This window comes from Arthrobacter sp. MDT2-16, assembly GCF_054510925.1.
In genome coordinates this window covers 303,975-320,071 of sequence record NZ_JBTNDP010000002.1, presented here as the reverse complement: position 1 = coordinate 320,071, position 16,097 = coordinate 303,975, and the positions used below count along the sequence as shown (strand labels likewise).

The window sequence follows — 16,097 nt, the reverse complement described above, 5'->3', positions numbered from 1 at the left end:
CCGGCCGGCCTAGTCCGCGGCGTTGACCATCGAGTGCGCGGCGCGCTCGAGGTAGTCCCACAGTGTCGCCTCGTGCAGGGGTGCGAGCTGGAGGGTGTCCACGGCGGCGCGCATGTGCTGCAGCCAGTGGTCGCGCGCCAGCGGCCCGACGCGGAACGGCATGTGCCTCATCCGCAGCCGCGGATGCCCGCGCTGTTCGCCGTAGGTCCTGGGCCCGCCCCAGTACTGCTCGAGGAAGAGGAGCAGGCGCTCCTTGGCGGGCTCGAGGTCCTGCTCCGGGTACATGGGGCGCAGGACGTCGTCGTCCGCGACGCCGTCGTAGAACGAGTCCACGAGCTTCACGAACGTCTCGTGACCGCCCACGGTCTCGTAGAAGTTCTCCGTGTACTGGGGCTGGCTGAAACCCTGGCCGGCGGCGACGAGCCGCTCGACGGGCAGCGCCGACCGCGCTCCGGCCGACGGCGGGGACAGCTGCGTGGAGGACTGGTCCGGCCGGGCCGTCGGGGCTCCCGCCGCCGGCTCCTGGTCGGTTCCGGGGTGCTCCATGCCGGCGCGATCCTGCTCGCTCATGCCTGGCTCTCCGCAGCAGCGGAGGAGGGCTCGGGGGGAGGGGCGATGTAGTCGCCCTGTGAGCGGTTGCCCACCTTCGTGATGTCTCCGTTGCGGACGTACCAGACGGCCCCGTGCTCGTCGACCATGCGCGTGATCCTCAGGCCCAGCGACTGCACCACCCCCACGGTCTCGCCGATCTCGATCGTGTCCCCGATGCCGTACTGGTCCTCGATGGTGATGAAGAACCCGAGGAACGCATCGCGGATCACCTCGCGGGCGCCGAAACCGATGGCGATCCCGACGATCCCGACGCTGGCGAGGATGGGGCCGATGTTGAACCCGAGTGTCTCGATGACCATGAGGATCGCGATGACGGCGATCGTCCCGGCGGCGACGCTGGAGAGCAGGCCCCCGATCGTCTCGGCGCGCTGGACGCGCCGTGCGCTGTCGAACGGCCGCAGGGCGGGCTGGGCCCACTTGAAGTGCGGCTTCTTGAACACGCTGTAGCCGTTCTGGACGCGCGTGACGGATCGCGCGATCAGGTAGCGGACCACGAGCCACAGCAGGAGCGCGCCGATCAGGATGATCAGGGCGGCGATGACCTGGCCGCCGTAGCCGAGAGGGGTAAGGAATTCCATGTCGTCACTTTCATGCAGGCATCCGGGGGAGTCCACCCACGAGGGCGCAGGGGCGCGCGGGGATGCCTTAATAGGCTACAGCGGCGTACACGCCCCTGGACCTCCGGGGGTTCCTGCTCAGTCGGCGGGACCGGCCGAGGTGGGTTCATGACGGACGGGGAAGGCCAGCGACCGGGCGATGAAGCAGAGCCGGTTGGCCTCCGCGTGCAGGGAGTCCGCCAGGGCGGACTGGCCGGCGTCGGCCAGCTCGACGACGGGGCGCAGCACCATGCCGGTGAACTCGCCGCTGCCGTCAGGGTTGAGGTGCAGGGTTCCGGTCGCCGCGTCGCTGTACCCGGTGACGACCACTCCTGCCCTCACGGCGACGTGCAGGTAGGACAGCATGTGGCACTGCGCGACGGCTGTCAGCAGCAGCTGTTCCGGGTTCCACCGGTCCTTCGAGCCGTGGAACGTGGGGTCCGCGGTGCCGAGGAGGCGGCCCGGGCCCTCCACGTCCACCTCGTGGTCCCGGCTGTAGGACCGGTAGCCCGAGGTGCCCGTGCCGAGATTGCCCGTCCAGCGGATCCGCGCCGCGTAGGAGTGCTCCTGCAGGTTCATGCTCCGACCCTAGTGCGGTACGGGCGGGGAGCGGGGAGGACCCGCGGAGTCCTCCCCGCTCGCTTCCGCCTACCTGTCGGCGGCCTGCGCCTTCAGCGCGCGCACGATCCCGTCGCGGCTCTCGAGCACGAGCCGGCGAAGCGACGGCGCATCGGCGCCGAGTTCGGCGAGGAACGCATCGGTCCGGTCCAGGGTGTCCTGCGTCGTCAGGAGCGAGGGGTACAGGCCCACGACGATCTGCTGGGCGATCTCGTGCGTGCGGGTCGACCAGACCTCGCGCAGCGACGCGAAGTAGCGCTCGACGAACGGCTCCAGCAGCGCGCGGTCGTGCACCCTGGTGAAGCCCGCGATCATCGAGCGCTGCGTGGCGTTGGGGAGGTCCGTGGCATCCACGAGCGCCGCCCAGGCCGCTTCCTTCGCGTCCGCCGTCGGCAGTGCCGCCCTCGCGGCGGCTGCGGCGAGCTCGCCCGTCGCCGTCGAGTCCTGCACCAGTTCGGCGTCGATCTCGGCGGCGCCGGCACGGCCGCCCACCACGAGGCTGGTCAGCAGCTCCCACCGCAGGTCCTGGTCCACCGAGAGGCCCTCGGGGACGTTCCGGCCCGTCAGCATCGCCTCGACGACGTCCAGCTGTGCTGCGGTGCGCGCGTGCGCCGAGAACGCCTTCGTGAACTGCAGCTGGGCGTCCGACGCGGGGTCCGCGGCGAGGGCGAGCTCCAGCAGGCTGTCCGCGGCGGCATCGCCCATGGCCTCCCGGTCCGCGGGATCGACGTAGAACGCGAGGGTCGAGGCGAGCTGCCGGAGCAGGACCAGCACCACCGACGAGTCCGACTCCGCGCCGATGTTCCGCAGCACGAGTTCCACGTAGTCGCGGGCGGGCGTCTCGCCGTCACGGGCGGCGTCCCACGCGGAGGCGAGGACGAGCGTGCGGGGGAGCGAGTCGCGGAAGTCCTTGACGTGCCGCACCGAGGTCCGCAGGGACGCCGGGTCGAGGCGGATCTTCGCGTAGGCGAGGTCGTCGTCGTTGAGCAGCACCAGCGCGGGCCGCTTCCGTCCCACGAGGTCCGGCACGTCGGTGCGCTCGCCGTCGACGTCGAGCTCGAGGCGGTGCACGCGGACCAGCGCGCCGTCGTCGTCGTGGTCGTAGAAGCCCACCGCCAGGCGGTGCGGGCGGATGGTGGGGAACGCCTCGATCGCCGTCTGCAGGATCGTGAAGGAGGCGATGGTGCCGTCGTCGTCCGTGCCGATCTCGGGACGGAGCGTGTTGACGCCGGCCGTCTCGAGCCACAGGGCCGACCACTGCTTGAGGTCGCGGCCGCTGGCAGCCTCGAGTTCGGACAGGAGGTCCACGAGCTCGGTGTTCTTCCAGGAGTGCTTGGCGAAGTACTGGCGCACGCCCGCCATGAACTGGTCCTGCCCCACCCAGGCCACGAGCTGCTTGAGCACCGAGGCACCCTTGGCATAGGTGATGCCGTCGAAGTTGACCTGGACGTCCTCGAGGTCGTTGATCTCCGCCACGATGGGGTGCGTGGACGGCAGCTGGTCCTGGCGGTAGGCCCAGCCCTTCTCCAGGATCGCGAACGTCGTCCAGGCCTGCTCGAACTCCGTGGCCTCGGCGGCGGCGAGGGTGGACATGAACTCGGCGAAGGACTCGTTCAGCCAGAGGTCGTTCCACCAGCGCATGGTCACGAGGTCGCCGAACCACATGTGGGCGAGTTCGTGGAGGATCGTGATGGCGCGCCGCTCCACGGTGGCATCGGGCACGCGGGACCGGAAGACGTAGGTCTCCACGAAGGTGACCGCGCCGGCGTTCTCCATCGCGCCGGCGTTGAACTCGGGAACGAACAGCTGGTCGTACTTCTCGAACGGGTAGGGCGCGCCGAACTGCTCCTCGTAGAAGGCGAAGCCCTGCCGGGTGAGCGCGAAGATGTTCTCGGCGTCCATGTACTTCATGAGCGACTTCCGGGCGAAGACGCCGAGCGGGATGGTCCGCCCGTCGGAGCTCGTGAGCTCGCTGCGCACGGACTGGTACGGGCCCGCGATGAGCGCCGTGACGTAGGAGGACATGACCGGCGTCGGCTCGAAGTACCAGGTGGAGCTCTCCCCGCCGTCGGCGGCGGAGTCCGCCGGCACCGGTGCGGGCGTGGGGCTGTTGGAGATGACGTCCCAGTGCGACGGCGCCGTGACGCGGAAACGGAACGTGGCCTTCAGGTCCGGCTGTTCGAAGACCGCGAAGACACGGCGGGAGTCGGGGACCTCGAACTGTGTATAGAGGTACACCTCGCCGTCCACAGGATCGGTGAAGCGGTGCAGGCCCTCACCCGTGTTCATGTAGGGCATGTCCGCCTCGACCACGAGGGTGTTGCTCGCGGCCAGCGACGGCAGCTGGATGCGCACGCCGTCGGCGACCTCGGAGGCGTCCAGCCCGACGCCGTTCAGCTCGACGCGGTGGACGGTGTCCGTCACGGCGTCGATGAACGTGGAGGCACCCGGCTCGGCGTCGAAGGACACCACCGTCGTGGACCGGAAGACGCGCTCACCCCGCGTCAGGTCCAAGGTGACCTCGTAGGAGTGGACGGTGAGCAGATCGGCGCGCGTGCGTGCTTCATCGCGCGTCAGGTTCAGACCGGGCAAGGATCGCCTCCAGGGTGGGAATCGGGTTCCGCGCGTGTGATGGGGGTTACGCGCGCTTCGTATTCTCTCACTCCGTCCGGCGTCGCCGGGCGATCGGCCGCCGGCCGTCGGGCGCACTAGGCTGGAACCCGTCCTGCCCCGGGCCGGACAAACCCTGCATCATCCCAGTCGTCGCCGGCTCCTCCCGGCATCCTTGAAAGGAACAGATGTCCATGCGCGTCCACCTCGCCACAGACCACGCCGGCATGGAGCTGAGCGCCCACCTGCTCGCGCACCTCACGGCGGCCGGGCACGACGTCGTCGACCACGGTCCGACGGCGTACGACCCCGAGGACGACTACCCCTCCTTCTGCATCCACGCGGCGCAGGCCGTCGTGGCGGACCGGGCGGCCGGCACGGAGGCGCTCGGCATCGTGCTCGGCGGGTCCGGCAACGGCGAGCAGATCGCGGCGAACAAGGTGCCGGGGGTGCGCGCGGCCCTCGCCTGGAACCTGGACACGGCCCGGCTCGCGCGGCAGCACAACGATGCGAACGTGGTGGCCGTCGGCGGCCGCCAGCACTCCGTGGAGGAGGCCACGGCCCTGATCGAGGCGTTCCTCGCCGAGCCGTTCAGCGGCGCCGAGCGGCACAGCCGCCGCATCGCGCAGATAGCACGCTTCGAGGAGACCGGGACTCTTGCCTGAGGGCCACTCGGTTCACCGGCTGGCGAAGCAGTTCGGCTCCGTCTTCGCCGGCGAGCAGCTGGCCGTGTCCAGCCCCCAGGGCCGCTTCGCGGCGGGTGCCGCCCTGCTCGACGGCTGTACCCTGCTGAGCGCCCTCGCCCACGGCAAGCAGATGTTCCTGCGGTTCGACGGCGACCGCGTACTGCGCGTGCACCTCGGGCTCTACGGGGCATGGAGCTTCGGGGGCGACGCCACGTTCCGCGGCGCCTCGAGCATCGGGGCGCCACGCCGGGTGGGGGAGTCGGAGCAGCCGACCGGCGACGCCGGCGCTTCGACCTACGCAGGCCCGCCCGAGCCCGTCGGAGCGGTCCGGGTACGGCTCGTGTCACCCCACGGCTGGGCCGACCTGCGGGGACCGACGGCCTGCGAGGTCATCACGGCCGCCGAGGAGCAGGCAGCGCGGGCGAGGCTCGGCCCCGATCCGCTGCAGCCGGACTCCGACGCCACCGTCTTCGTCAGCAAGGTGACCTCCAGCATCACCCCGGTCGGCGTCCAGCTCATGAACCAGGCCGTGATCGCCGGGATCGGGAACATCTACCGCGCCGAGGTGCTGTTCCTGCAGGGGATCAACCCCTGGCGGCCGGGGAAGCAGCTGCGCGACGACGAGGCCGGCGGCATCTGGGCCGACACCGTGCGGCTGATGAAGGACGGTGTGCGCGAAGGACGCATCATCACGACCACGCCCGAGGCCCGGAACGGTCGGCCCAAGCGCTCGGCGCCGAACTACGTGTACAAGCGGACGGGGGAGCCGTGCCGCCGCTGCGGCACGCCCATCCTGACCGCGGAGATGGCCGCGCGGAACGTCTACTGGTGCCCGCAGTGCCAGGCGGACTGACCCGGCCGCTTAAAGCAGAACACCCGGACGCGTCGGTCCGGGTGGGGTCCCTGCCGAAGCCGGGAGGAGAGGGGCTGACGAGAATCGAACTCGCATCATCTGTTTGGAAGACAGAGGCTTTACCACTAAGCTACAGCCCCGCGGGAACACTATTAGGGCCCCGTGGAACGCCTACAACTACACCACAGCAGCCGCGTGATCGCCAAATGTGCGAGGTGCGCGCAAAGGTGCGTAGACTGACACTCGCACTTACGGGGTGTAGCTCAGCTTGGTAGAGCGCCTGCTTTGGGAGCAGGAAGTCGCAGGTTCAACTCCTGTCACCCCGACTCTGTCGTGTGATGAGGAAAGTGCCTCCGCTGCAGAACCAATCCCAATCATCTCAGGAGTCCTACGCTGTGAAGAGCGCTGTTGAAACCCTTTCCCCCACCCGGGTGAAGCTGAACGTCGAGGTCCCCTTCGAGGAACTGAAGCCCAGCATCGACGAGGCCTACAAGACCATCGCCACCCAGGTGCAGGTTCCCGGGTTCCGCAAGGGCAAGGTTCCCCAGCAGCTCATCGACCAGCGCGTGGGCCGCGGCTACGTGATCGAGACGGCCATCAACGACGGCCTGAACGGTTTCTACCAGAGCGCCGTGCAGGAGACCGGGATCCGTCCCCTCAGCCGCCCCGAGGTCGAGATCACCGAGGTCCCCGACCCCGCGAAGAAGGACGGCCAGCTCACCTTCAACGTCGAATTGGACATCCGTCCCGAGATCGAGCTGCCCGACTACAAGGGCCTCGAGGTCACCGTCGAGCCCGTCGAGGCGTCGGACGAGGACGTCCAGAAGGCCATGGACGAGCTGCGCGGGCGCTTCGGCACCCTCACCACCGTCGACCGCCCCGCCAAGGACGGCGACTTCCTCACGATCGACCTCACCGCGTCGGTGGACGGTGAAGAGGTCGATGCGGCCCAGGACCTGTCCTACCAGATCGGCTCCGGCACCATGCTCGAGGGCATGGACGAGGCAGTCACCGGTCTCTCCACGGATGAGGACGCCACCTTCGAGACCACGCTGGCCGGCGGCGAGCACGCCGGTGCTGCCGCCCAGGTCAAGGTCTCCGTGAAGGCCGTCAAGGAGCGCGAGCTCCCCGAGGTCGACGACGAGTTCGCCCAGCTCGCCAGCGAGTTCGACACCGCCGAGGAGCTGCGCGCCGATCTCGCGAAGCAGGCCTCCGAGTCCAAGCTCATGGACCAGGGCGTCGAGGCGCGGGACAAGGTGCTGGACAAGCTCGTCGAGCTCGTCGCCGTCCCGGTCCCAGAGAGCGTCATCGAGGAGCAGCTCGAGCAGCACTTCAACGGCGAGAACGCCCACAGTGCCGGTGAGGACCACGACACCGAGGAACACCGCGCCGAGATCCGCACCAACACCGAGCGCGCCTTCCAGAACGAGGTGATCCTCGACGCCGTCGCCGAGAAGGAGGAGGTGGGCGTCAGCCAGAGCGAGCTGATCGACTACATCGTCTCCACCGCCGGCCAGTACGGCATGGAGCCGAACCAGTTCGCCCAGATGCTCGATTCGAGCGGCCAGGTCCCGATGATCGTCGGTGAGGTGCGCCGCCGCAAGGCCCTCGCCAAGGTCCTCGAGTACGCGACGGTCACCGACACCACGGGCACCTCGATCGACCTGAGCGAGTTCGTCCGTCCTGCCGGTGACGAGGGCGAGACCTTCCAGGTCGACGACGCCGAGGTCGAGCAGGACATCGAGGCCACCGAGGCCACGGAGTCCGACGTCATGGCGGATGCCGCCGAGTCCGAGACTGCCGAGACGGAGGCCGGTGATCCCGAGGAGCTCGAGGCCGCCGAGGCGCCCAAGAAGAAGCGCGCGCCGCGGAAGAAGCCGGCGGCCGAGTAGCCCCCACCAGTGCGACCAGCGGTGCCGCAGCCTTCGGGCGGCGGCACCGCTGCCGCGTTAAGCGGCGTCCTCCCCCGATCCGGGGGTCCGCACGGACCCGTGATGGGCGGGCCGGCGACCGTGCGCCGTCAGCGAACAGTTCCGCGCGCGGGAGCAATTCGGCGAGTCAGCGGGTTAGTGTCCAAGAAGAGACAAAAGGACGGGTAGGCCGAAGAGGCATCCACCCGCCAGAGTGAGAGGTCAACGTCAATGGCAACCGAACCACGCACCCCGAGCATGGCAGGCCCCGATGCGGGCGGTCGTGACGAGTACATCTACAACCGGCTCCTCAAGGAGCGCATCATCTGGCTCGGTTCCGAGGTCCGCGACGACAACGCGAACATCATCTGCTCCCAGCTGCTCCTGCTGTCGGCCGAGGACCCCGAGCGCGACATCTACCTCTACATCAACTCTCCCGGCGGCTCGGTGACCGCGGGCATGGCCATCTACGACACCATGCAGTTCATCCCGAACGACGTCGTCACGGTGGCCACGGGCCTCGCCGCGTCGATGGGCCAGTTCCTGCTGTCCTCGGGCACGAAGGGCAAGCGCTACGCGACGCCCCACGCCCGCATCCTGATGCACCAGCCCTCGGGCGGCATCGGCGGAACGGCCACCGACATCCGCATCCAGGCGGAGCTCATCCTCCACATGAAGCGCGTCATGGCCGAACTGACGGCGGAGCAGACGGGCCAGTCCGTCGAGACGATCCTGAAGGACAACGACCGCGACAAGTGGTTCACCGCCCAGGAAGCCCTCGAGTACGGGTTCTTCGACCACATCTCCGCGAACTCCGGTTCCGTCGCAGGCGGCGGCGGCACCGAGCAGACCGCGTAGTCCGCGCAGCAGTCCACTCCTCACCAGTCGTCCTACAGGAGACACCATGAACCACGATTTCCAGGCAGCAGCGGGATCCACGGCGCGGAACCTTCCGACCAGCCGCTACATCCTGCCCCAGTTCGAAGAGCGCACGCCCTACGGCTTCAAGCGCCAGGACCCCTACACGAAGCTGTTCGAGGACCGCATCATCTTCCTCGGCACGCAGGTCGACGACGCCTCCGCGGATGACGTCATGGCCCAGCTGCTCGTCCTCGAGTCCACGGACCCCGAGCGCGACATCACGCTGTACATCAACTCGCCGGGCGGGTCCTTCACCGCCATGACGGCGATCTACGACACCATGCAGTTCATCCGGCCCGAGGTGCAGACTGTGTGCCTCGGCCAGGCCGCCAGTGCCGCCGCCGTCCTGCTCGCCGCCGGGGCGCCCGGCAAGCGCCTCGCACTGCCGAACGCACGGGTGCTGATCCACCAGCCGGCCCTCTCCGGCGGACAGGGCGGACAGGCGTCCGACCTCGAGATCCAGGCCAACGAGGTCATGCGCATGCGCACCTGGCTCGAGGACACCTTGGCCCTGCACTCGGGCCGCACCACGGAGCAGGTCAACCTCGACATCGAGCGCGACAAGATCCTCACCGCCGCCGACGCCGTCGAGTACGGCCTGGTGGACGAGGTCCTGAACTCCCGCAAGATCACCCCTCCGAAGATCAACACCCCGTAAGCCGGGGCAGGCGCATCCGCGGTTCCACCGACCATCGGATGCGCCGCCCGGCCCGGTCACCGCCCGTGGCGCCGCAAGGCACCACGGGCATTTTGATACTGGCTCCCGGGACCATGTGGCCTAGAGTGGTCATAGCAATCGTGTAATACCTAAGGGGATTGAACCATGGCTCGCATTGGTGAGAGCACCGATCTGCTCAAGTGCTCCTTCTGCGGAAAGAGCCAGAAGCAGGTCCGGAAGCTCATAGCCGGCCCCGGCGTGTACATCTGCGACGAGTGCATCGACCTGTGCAACGAGATCATCGAGGAGGAGCTCTCCGAGGTGGCGGATCTCGGCTCGTTCGAGCTGCCCAAGCCCCGCGAGATCTTCGACTTCCTCCAGGAGTACGTGGTGGGCCAGGAGCCGGCCAAGCGTTCGCTCGCGGTCGCCGTGTACAACCACTACAAGCGCATCCAGTCCGGCAACGGCCCCCGCGCCGCCGGGACCCTCGCCGACGCCGCCGAGGCCGAGGACGTGGAGATCGCGAAGTCGAACATCCTGCTCATCGGCCCTACGGGGTGCGGCAAGACCTACCTCGCGCAGACCCTGGCCCGCCGGCTGAACGTGCCGTTCGCCGTCGCGGACGCCACGGCCCTCACCGAGGCGGGCTACGTCGGCGAGGACGTCGAGAACATCCTCCTCAAGCTCATCCAGGCCGCCGACTACGACGTCAAGAAGGCCGAGCAGGGCATCATCTACATCGACGAGATCGACAAGATCTCCCGCAAGAGCGAGAACCCCTCGATCACCCGCGACGTGTCCGGTGAGGGCGTGCAGCAGGCACTCCTGAAGATCCTCGAGGGCACTGTCGCCTCCGTGCCTCCGCAGGGCGGACGCAAGCACCCTCATCAGGAATTCATCCAGATCGACACCACCAACGTGCTGTTCATCGTCGCGGGCGCCTTCGCCGGTCTCGAGGAGATCATCGGGTCGCGGGCCGGACGCAAGGGGATCGGCTTCGGTGCGCCGCTGAGCTCGCTGAAGAACGAGGAAGTCAGCTACGGGGACGTCATGCCGGAGGACCTGCTGAAGTTCGGGCTGATCCCCGAGTTCATCGGCCGCCTGCCGGTCATCACCACGGTCACGCACCTGGACCGTCCGGCGCTCATGCAGATCCTCACCGAGCCCAAGAACGCCCTCATGAAGCAGTACCAGAAGATGTTCCTGCTCGACGGCGTCGATCTCGTGTTCGAGCCCAAGGCCCTCGAGGCGATCGCCGACCTCGCCCTCGACCGGGGCACGGGGGCCCGCGGCCTTCGGGCGATCATGGAGGAGGTGCTCCTGCCGGTCATGTTCGACCTGCCCAGCCGGGAGGACATCGCCACCGTGGTCATCACCGACGACGTCGTCGGCCGGCGCGCGGAGCCCACCCTCATCTCGCACGAAGTGGTGGCCAAGCGCCGCAACAAGTCGGCCTGACCGGCCACACCGACGGGAAGGGCCCGACCGTATGGTCGGGCCCTTCCCGTCGGTGGACGTCCCTCACACGCGGGCGGCCACCTCGGCCCCGGCATCCGCGGCGGGGTAGGTCGGTGGGTGGACGGCGGCCATCTCCTCGAGGACGCGGACGACCTGGCAGCTGTAGCCGAATTCGTTGTCGTACCAGACGTAGAGGACGGCGTGGTGCCCGTCGGCGATGGTGGCCAGGGCGTCGACGATGCCGGCGCGGCGTGAGCCGACGAAGTCGGTGGAGACCACTTCGGGGCTGTCGATGTAGTCGATCTGCTTGCGCATGGTGGAGTGCAGGGACACCTCGCGCAGGTACTCGTTGATCTCGTCCTTGGTGGTGGGGTTCTCGAGGGTGAGGTTCAGGATGGCGATGGAGACATCCGGGGTGGGGACGCGGATGCTGCTGCCGGTGAGTCTGCCGGCCAGTTCGGGCAGGGCCTTGGCCACGGCGGTCGCGGCCCCGGTCTCGGTGAGGACCATGTTCAGGGCGGCGGAGCGGCCGCGGCGGTCGCCGCGGTGGAAGTTGTCGATGAGGTTCTGGTCGTTGGTGAAGGAGTGCACGGTCTCCACGTGCCCGTGGACGATGCCGTACCGGTCGTTGACGGCCTTCAGCACCGGGGTGATGGCGTTGGTGGTGCACGACGCGGCGGTGATGATCCGGTCGGTGTCCTCGATGGTGGTGTGGTTGATGCCGTGGACGATGTTCTTCAGGGTCCCCTTGCCGGGGGCGGTGAGCAGCACCCGGGCCACCCCTGTGCTTCGGAGGTGCTGGGACAGGCCTTCCTCGTCGCGCCAGCGGCCGGTGTTGTCGACCACGAGGGCGTCGGAGATGCCGTAGGCGGTGTAGTCGATGGTGGCGGGGTCGTCGGAGTAGATGACCTGGATGCGGTTGCCGTTGGCGGTGATGGTGTTCGTGGCCTCGTCGACCTGGATGGTGCCCTCGAAGGAGCCGTGCACGGAGTCCCGGCGCAGCAGGCTGGCGCGTTTGGTGAGGTCGTTGGCGGAGCCGCGGCGGACCACGACGGCGCGCAGCCGCAGCCCGTGGCCGCCGCCGGCCTTCTCGATGAGCAGGCGGGCCACGAGGCGCCCGATCCGCCCGAAGCCGTAGAGGACCACGTCGGTGCTGGTGCGCTCGTCGCGACCGCCCTGGCCCACGATCGCGGCGAGCTCGGCGCGCAGGAATTCCTCGAGGGTGCGCTCGTCGCCGGCCTCGACGGCGGTGTCGTAGGCGTTGCGCAGGCGTCCGACGTCGATCGCGGCGGCCCCGAGGTCCAGGCCCGCCAGCAGCTGCAGCACCGGGGCGGTGTCCTCGAGGTGGAGTTCCTTCGTGGTGATGCGGCGGGCGAAGCGGTGGGCCTTGAGGATGTTCATGGTGGACTTGTTGATCAGGCTGCGCCCGTGGATGCTCGTGACCACGTTGTTCTCGCGGTACAGGCGCCCGATGAGCGGGATCATCGCCTCGGCCAGCGCCTCACGTTCCAGCCACGTCTCATGCGACCCGGCATCAGTCCCGGTATCGGCTCCGGCGTGGTTCTCGGTCCTGTCGTACTGCAAGGCGGCGTCCTTTCGGGCACCGGGGCACCCCGGTGCGGACTCATCCAGCCGGGCGGCGACGCAGGGATAGCGCCAGGCAACAGCGACTGGTCGTGTCCCTTCATTAGACCGTCCCGCACTGCCCTGCACCAACTTCATGCTGAGTACGGCGGAATATGGAGCACGCGGCCCCGGTTGCATCGGAGAGACGACCCACCCACCACAAGGAGCACTGCATGAGCGAGTCCACCACCGTCGAGAAGGCCGATTTCTGGTTCGACCCCCTGTGCCCCTTCGCGTGGATCACCTCGCGCTGGATGGGGGAGGTGGAGCAGGTCCGGGACATCTCGGTGGACTGGCACGTCATGAGCCTGTCCGTCCTCAATGAGGGACGCGATCTGCCGGAGGACTACCAGGCCCTCATGGAGAAGGGCTGGGGGCCGGTCCGCGTCATCATCGCCGCGGCCGAGCAGCACGGCGAGGAGTACGTCAAGAAGCTGTACGACGCCATGGGCACGCGCATCCACATCGGTCAGAACAAGGACTTCGACGCGGTGATCCGCGAATCGCTCGACGAGGTGGGCCTGTCGGCCGAGCTGGCCCGGTACGCGCACTCGGACGAGTACGACACGCAGCTCCGTGCCTCCCACAAGGACGGCATCGACCGCGTCGGGGACGAGGTGGGGACGCCCGTCGTCGCCTTCAACGGCACGGCCTTCTTCGGGCCCGTCCTCACGAGGATCCCGCGCGGCGAGGATGCCGGTCGGATCTTCGACGGCGCCGTGCTGATGTCCGGCTTCCCGGAGTTCTTCGAGCTCAAGCGCTCCAGGACGTCCCGGCCCACGTTCGACTAGATCTGCCGGAACGTGAGCAGGGGACCTACCATCCGGTGGGTCCCCTGCTCGTGGTCGGGCCGGGAGCTACTCCGCGGGCTGCGGCACCAGCTCGACGTCGGAGACGGTCAGGACACCCTCGCCCTCGGCGAACCGGAGGTCCTTCGCGTTGCCCGCGGCCAGCAGGTCCGCGATGCCGGCCCTGACCTGCTCCACCTGGGCGGCAGGGGCGGTCACGACGGCCGTCTCCACCTCGGTGCGCTGCTTGACCTTGGCCTCGGACTTCGCCTTCCGGATGCCGCCGAGGGCCAGGGCCACCGAGGTCAGGACGCCGGCGTCGGACGAGTCGGGCAGCGCCGAGAGCGCGTCGGCACCCGGCCACGCGGCCTGGTGCACCGAGCCCTCCCGCCACCAGCTCCAGACCTCCTCGGTCGCGAACGGCAGGAACGGTGCGAAGAGGCGCAGCAGCGCGTCCAGCGTCGTCGCCAGCGTGATCTGGACCGACTGCGTCGCCGCATCCCCGGCGTCTCCGTACGCGCGATCCTTGACCAGTTCCACGTAGTCGTCCGTGAAGGTCCAGAAGAAGGACTCCGTGAGCTGGAGCGCCCGGGCGTAGTCGTACTTCTCGAACGCGGCCGACGCCTGCTCCGTCACGGTGCGCAGCTGCGCCAGCAGGGACAGGTCCAGCGCCTCCGTGACCCGTCCGAGCATGCCCTCCCCGACGGATCCCTCGGTGATACCGAGGTTCAGCACGAACTTCGAGGCGTTGAGCAGCTTGATCGCGAGCCGGCGCCCAATCTTCATCTGGTTCACCTCGTACGCGGTGTCCGCGCCGAGCTTCGCCGAGGCCGCCCAGTAGCGGACGGCGTCGGCGCCGAACTGCTCCAGCACGTCCGTGGGGACCACCACGTTGCCCTTGGACTTCGACATCTTCTTCCGGTCGGGGTCCAGGATCCAGCCGGAGAGGGCCGCGTGCTTCCACGGCACGGAGTCCTGCAGCGCGTCTGCGCGGACCGCGGTGGAGAACAGCCAGGTCCGGATGATGTCGTGCCCCTGGGGGCGCAGGTCGAACGGGAACACCTTCCCGAACAGGTCCTCGTCCCGCGCCCAGCCGCCGACGATCTGAGGGGTCAGGGACGACGTCGCCCACGTGTCGAGGACGTCGCTGTCGCCGATGAAGCCGCCGGGCCGGTTCCGGGCGGACTCCTCGAAGCCCGGGGCCGGATCGGCGGCGGGATCGACGGGCAGGGACTCGAGCGCGGGGAGGACGGGGTCCTCGTACTCCGGCTCGCCGTCGGCATCGAGGCGGTACCACACAGGCACGGGCACGCCGAAGAACCGCTGGCGGGAGACGAGCCAGTCACCGTTCAGGCCCTCGATCCAGTTCTCGTACCGCGAGCGCATGAAGGCCGGGTGGAAGTCGATCTCCCGGCCGCGCTGGATCAGGGCCTCGCGCTTGCCGGCGTCACGTCCGCCGTTGCGGATGTACCACTGGCGGCTGGTCACCACTTCGAGGGGCTTGTCGCCCTTCTCGTAGAAGTTGACCGGGTGCGTGATCTTCGTCGGTTCGCCGTCGAGGTCCCCGCTGTCGCGGAGCAGGGCGACGACGGCCTCCTTGGCGCTGAAGATCGTCTTGCCGGCGAGCTGCGCGTAGTTCCCGCGGGCGCGCTCGGTGGCGATCCACTCGGGTGTCTCGGAGCGGAGGCGTCCATCCCTGCCGACGACGGCGCGCGTGGGCAGTTGCAGCTCACGCCACCAGGTGACGTCGGTGAGGTCGCCGAAGGTGCAGATCATGGCGATACCGCTGCCCTTGTCGGGCTTGGCGAGCGGATGCGCCTTGATCTCCACCTCGACGTCGAACAGGGGGGAGGTGACCGTGGTCCCGAACAGCGGCCTGTACCGCTCGTCATCGGGGTGCGCGACGAGCGCGACGCAGGCGGGCAGCAGTTCGGGGCGGGTCGTCTCGATGTGGATCGGTGTGCCGTCGGGCGCGTGGAAGGCGATCCGGTGGTAGGCGCCGGGCTGCTCCCGGTCCTCGAGCTCGGCCTGGGCCACGGCGGTGCGGAACGTGACGTCCCACAGGGTCGGTGCCTCGGCGAGGTAGGCGTCCCCGGCCTTCAGGTTCTCGAGGAAGGCGCGCTGCGAGACGGCACGGGACGTGTCGTCGATGGTCCGGTAGGTGAGGTCCCAGTCGACCGACAGCCCGAGGGTGCTGAACAGGTTCTCGAAGACCTTCTCGTCCTCGACGGCCAGCTCCTCGCAGAGCTCGATGAAGTTCCGGCGCGAGACGGCATCGAAGTCGCGCTGGTTCCTGGCCGGTTCGGCCGGCGGCCGGTAGTCGGCGTCGTAGGCCACCGAGGGGTCGCAGCGGACGCCGTAGTAGTTCTGGACGCGGCGCTCCGTCGGCAGGCCGTTGTCGTCCCACCCCATCGGGTAGAAGACGTTCGCGCCGTTCATCCGCTTGAAGCGGGCCATCACGTCGGTCTGCGTGTAGGAGAACATGTGCCCCACGTGCAGGGAGCCCGACGCTGTGGGCGGGGGAGTGTCGATCGAGTAGACCTGCTCGCGTGTGGTGTCGCGCCGGAAGGTGTACGTGCCGTCCTCGCGCCACTGCCGGGACAGCCTCTCTTCGAGGCCCTCGAGGGCGGGCTTGTCGGGAACGGAAACGGGCTGGGGGGAGGGCGTGTCTGTGCCCTGGGTGGTGTCGGCCATCCCTCCATTGTTCCCTACGTTGCATCCCGCACTCTCCGCGGGACGGGGTCACGACACCCCCGGCCGT

Annotated in this window: 13 protein-coding genes and 2 tRNA genes; 8 read left to right on the top strand and 7 right to left on the bottom strand. The window is 68.8% G+C overall.

Annotated elements, in window-relative coordinates:
• Positions 1 to 9: 9 nt before the first annotated feature.
• The 4 genes from ACX80N_RS06065 to pepN all read right to left on the bottom strand — a co-directional run bounded on the left by ACX80N_RS06065 (position 10) and on the right by pepN (position 4,409).
• Positions 10 to 570 (bottom strand): globin, encoded by a 561-nt coding sequence (locus tag ACX80N_RS06065; protein ID WP_459338674.1) that lies wholly within the window; start codon positions 568 to 570, stop codon positions 10 to 12.
• Entirely contained in the window at positions 567 to 1,190 is a 624-nt protein-coding gene (locus ACX80N_RS06060) for a mechanosensitive ion channel family protein (protein ID WP_105030808.1), read from the bottom strand. Before ACX80N_RS06060 ends, ACX80N_RS06065 begins: the two co-directional genes overlap by 4 nt.
• 117 nt (positions 1,191 to 1,307) lie before the next feature.
• The gene (locus ACX80N_RS06055) at positions 1,308 to 1,787 is read right to left on the bottom strand and encodes an OsmC family protein (protein WP_105030807.1); all 480 of its coding nucleotides are present in this window, start codon (positions 1,785 to 1,787) and stop codon (positions 1,308 to 1,310) included.
• A 69-nt stretch (positions 1,788 to 1,856) separates the two neighbouring features.
• Positions 1,857 to 4,409 (bottom strand): aminopeptidase N, encoded by a 2,553-nt coding sequence (gene pepN / locus ACX80N_RS06050; protein ID WP_459338760.1) that lies wholly within the window; start codon positions 4,407 to 4,409, stop codon positions 1,857 to 1,859.
• 221 nt (positions 4,410 to 4,630) lie between these two features.
• Here pepN and ACX80N_RS06045 point away from each other — a divergent pair, with 221 nt between their 5' ends.
• Complete coding sequence (locus ACX80N_RS06045) at positions 4,631 to 5,101, top strand: ribose-5-phosphate isomerase (RefSeq protein ID WP_459338759.1); 471 nt, start codon at positions 4,631 to 4,633, stop codon at positions 5,099 to 5,101.
• Positions 5,094 to 5,975 (top strand): Fpg/Nei family DNA glycosylase, encoded by an 882-nt coding sequence (locus tag ACX80N_RS06040; RefSeq protein WP_459338673.1) that lies wholly within the window; start codon positions 5,094 to 5,096, stop codon positions 5,973 to 5,975. Before ACX80N_RS06045 ends, ACX80N_RS06040 begins: the two co-directional genes overlap by 8 nt.
• Before the next feature lie 69 nt (positions 5,976 to 6,044).
• On the opposite strand, the gene ACX80N_RS06035 is transcribed toward ACX80N_RS06040, so the two are convergent.
• Positions 6,045 to 6,115 (bottom strand) — tRNA-Gly (locus ACX80N_RS06035).
• Positions 6,116 to 6,227: 112 nt separating this feature from the next.
• Between ACX80N_RS06035 and ACX80N_RS06030 the strand changes: the two genes are divergently transcribed.
• The 5 genes from ACX80N_RS06030 to clpX all read left to right on the top strand — a co-directional run bounded on the left by ACX80N_RS06030 (position 6,228) and on the right by clpX (position 10,922).
• Positions 6,228 to 6,301: transfer RNA gene (locus ACX80N_RS06030), tRNA-Pro, on the top strand.
• Between the two features lie 69 nt (positions 6,302 to 6,370).
• Entirely contained in the window at positions 6,371 to 7,867 is a 1,497-nt protein-coding gene (tig, locus tag ACX80N_RS06025; protein ID WP_459338672.1) for a trigger factor, read from the top strand.
• A 249-nt stretch (positions 7,868 to 8,116) separates the two neighbouring features.
• Positions 8,117 to 8,743, top strand: a complete 627-nt coding sequence (locus ACX80N_RS06020) for an ATP-dependent Clp protease proteolytic subunit (protein WP_276308002.1) — start codon at positions 8,117 to 8,119, stop codon at positions 8,741 to 8,743.
• Between the two features lie 46 nt (positions 8,744 to 8,789).
• Positions 8,790 to 9,464, top strand: a complete 675-nt coding sequence (locus ACX80N_RS06015; protein WP_105030804.1) for an ATP-dependent Clp protease proteolytic subunit — start codon at positions 8,790 to 8,792, stop codon at positions 9,462 to 9,464.
• A gap of 165 nt (positions 9,465 to 9,629) precedes the next feature.
• Positions 9,630 to 10,922 carry an ATP-dependent Clp protease ATP-binding subunit ClpX gene (clpX, locus tag ACX80N_RS06010; protein ID WP_105030803.1) on the top strand — a complete coding sequence of 431 codons (1,293 nt, stop codon included), beginning with the start codon at positions 9,630 to 9,632 and terminating at the stop codon, positions 10,920 to 10,922.
• A gap of 63 nt (positions 10,923 to 10,985) precedes the next feature.
• Here the strand turns inward: clpX and ACX80N_RS06005 are convergent, their stop codons facing one another.
• A complete protein-coding gene (locus ACX80N_RS06005) occupies positions 10,986 to 12,506 on the bottom strand; it encodes a glyceraldehyde-3-phosphate dehydrogenase (RefSeq protein ID WP_459338671.1) in 1,521 nt (506 codons plus the stop codon).
• Positions 12,507 to 12,721: 215 nt separating this feature from the next.
• Between ACX80N_RS06005 and ACX80N_RS06000 the strand changes: the two genes are divergently transcribed.
• Positions 12,722 to 13,339 (top strand): mycothiol-dependent nitroreductase Rv2466c family protein, encoded by a 618-nt coding sequence (locus ACX80N_RS06000; RefSeq protein ID WP_459338670.1) that lies wholly within the window; start codon positions 12,722 to 12,724, stop codon positions 13,337 to 13,339.
• A gap of 66 nt (positions 13,340 to 13,405) precedes the next feature.
• On the opposite strand, the gene valS is transcribed toward ACX80N_RS06000, so the two are convergent.
• Positions 13,406 to 16,030, bottom strand: coding sequence for a valine--tRNA ligase (gene valS / locus ACX80N_RS05995; protein ID WP_459338669.1), 2,625 nt, complete (start codon positions 16,028 to 16,030; stop codon positions 13,406 to 13,408).
• Positions 16,031 to 16,097 lie beyond the last annotated feature (67 nt).

Excerpts from the sequence above, each read along its gene's own strand:
- ACX80N_RS06055 (WP_105030807.1), bottom strand. The coding sequence starts at position 1,787 with ATGAACCTGCAGGAGCACTCCTACGCGGCGCGGATCCGCTGGACGGGC.
- ACX80N_RS06000 (WP_459338670.1), top strand. The coding sequence starts at position 12,722 with ATGAGCGAGTCCACCACCGTCGAGAAGGCCGATTTCTGGTTCGACCCC.
- ACX80N_RS06065 (WP_459338674.1), bottom strand. The coding sequence starts at position 570 with ATGAGCGAGCAGGATCGCGCCGGCATGGAGCACCCCGGAACCGACCAG.
- ACX80N_RS06060 (WP_105030808.1), bottom strand. The coding sequence starts at position 1,190 with ATGGAATTCCTTACCCCTCTCGGCTACGGCGGCCAGGTCATCGCCGCC.
- valS (WP_459338669.1), bottom strand. The coding sequence starts at position 16,030 with ATGGCCGACACCACCCAGGGCACAGACACGCCCTCCCCCCAGCCCGTT.
- clpX (WP_105030803.1), top strand. The coding sequence starts at position 9,630 with ATGGCTCGCATTGGTGAGAGCACCGATCTGCTCAAGTGCTCCTTCTGC.
- ACX80N_RS06015 (WP_105030804.1), top strand. The coding sequence starts at position 8,790 with ATGAACCACGATTTCCAGGCAGCAGCGGGATCCACGGCGCGGAACCTT.
- ACX80N_RS06020 (WP_276308002.1), top strand. The coding sequence starts at position 8,117 with ATGGCAACCGAACCACGCACCCCGAGCATGGCAGGCCCCGATGCGGGC.
- ACX80N_RS06045 (WP_459338759.1), top strand. The coding sequence starts at position 4,631 with ATGCGCGTCCACCTCGCCACAGACCACGCCGGCATGGAGCTGAGCGCC.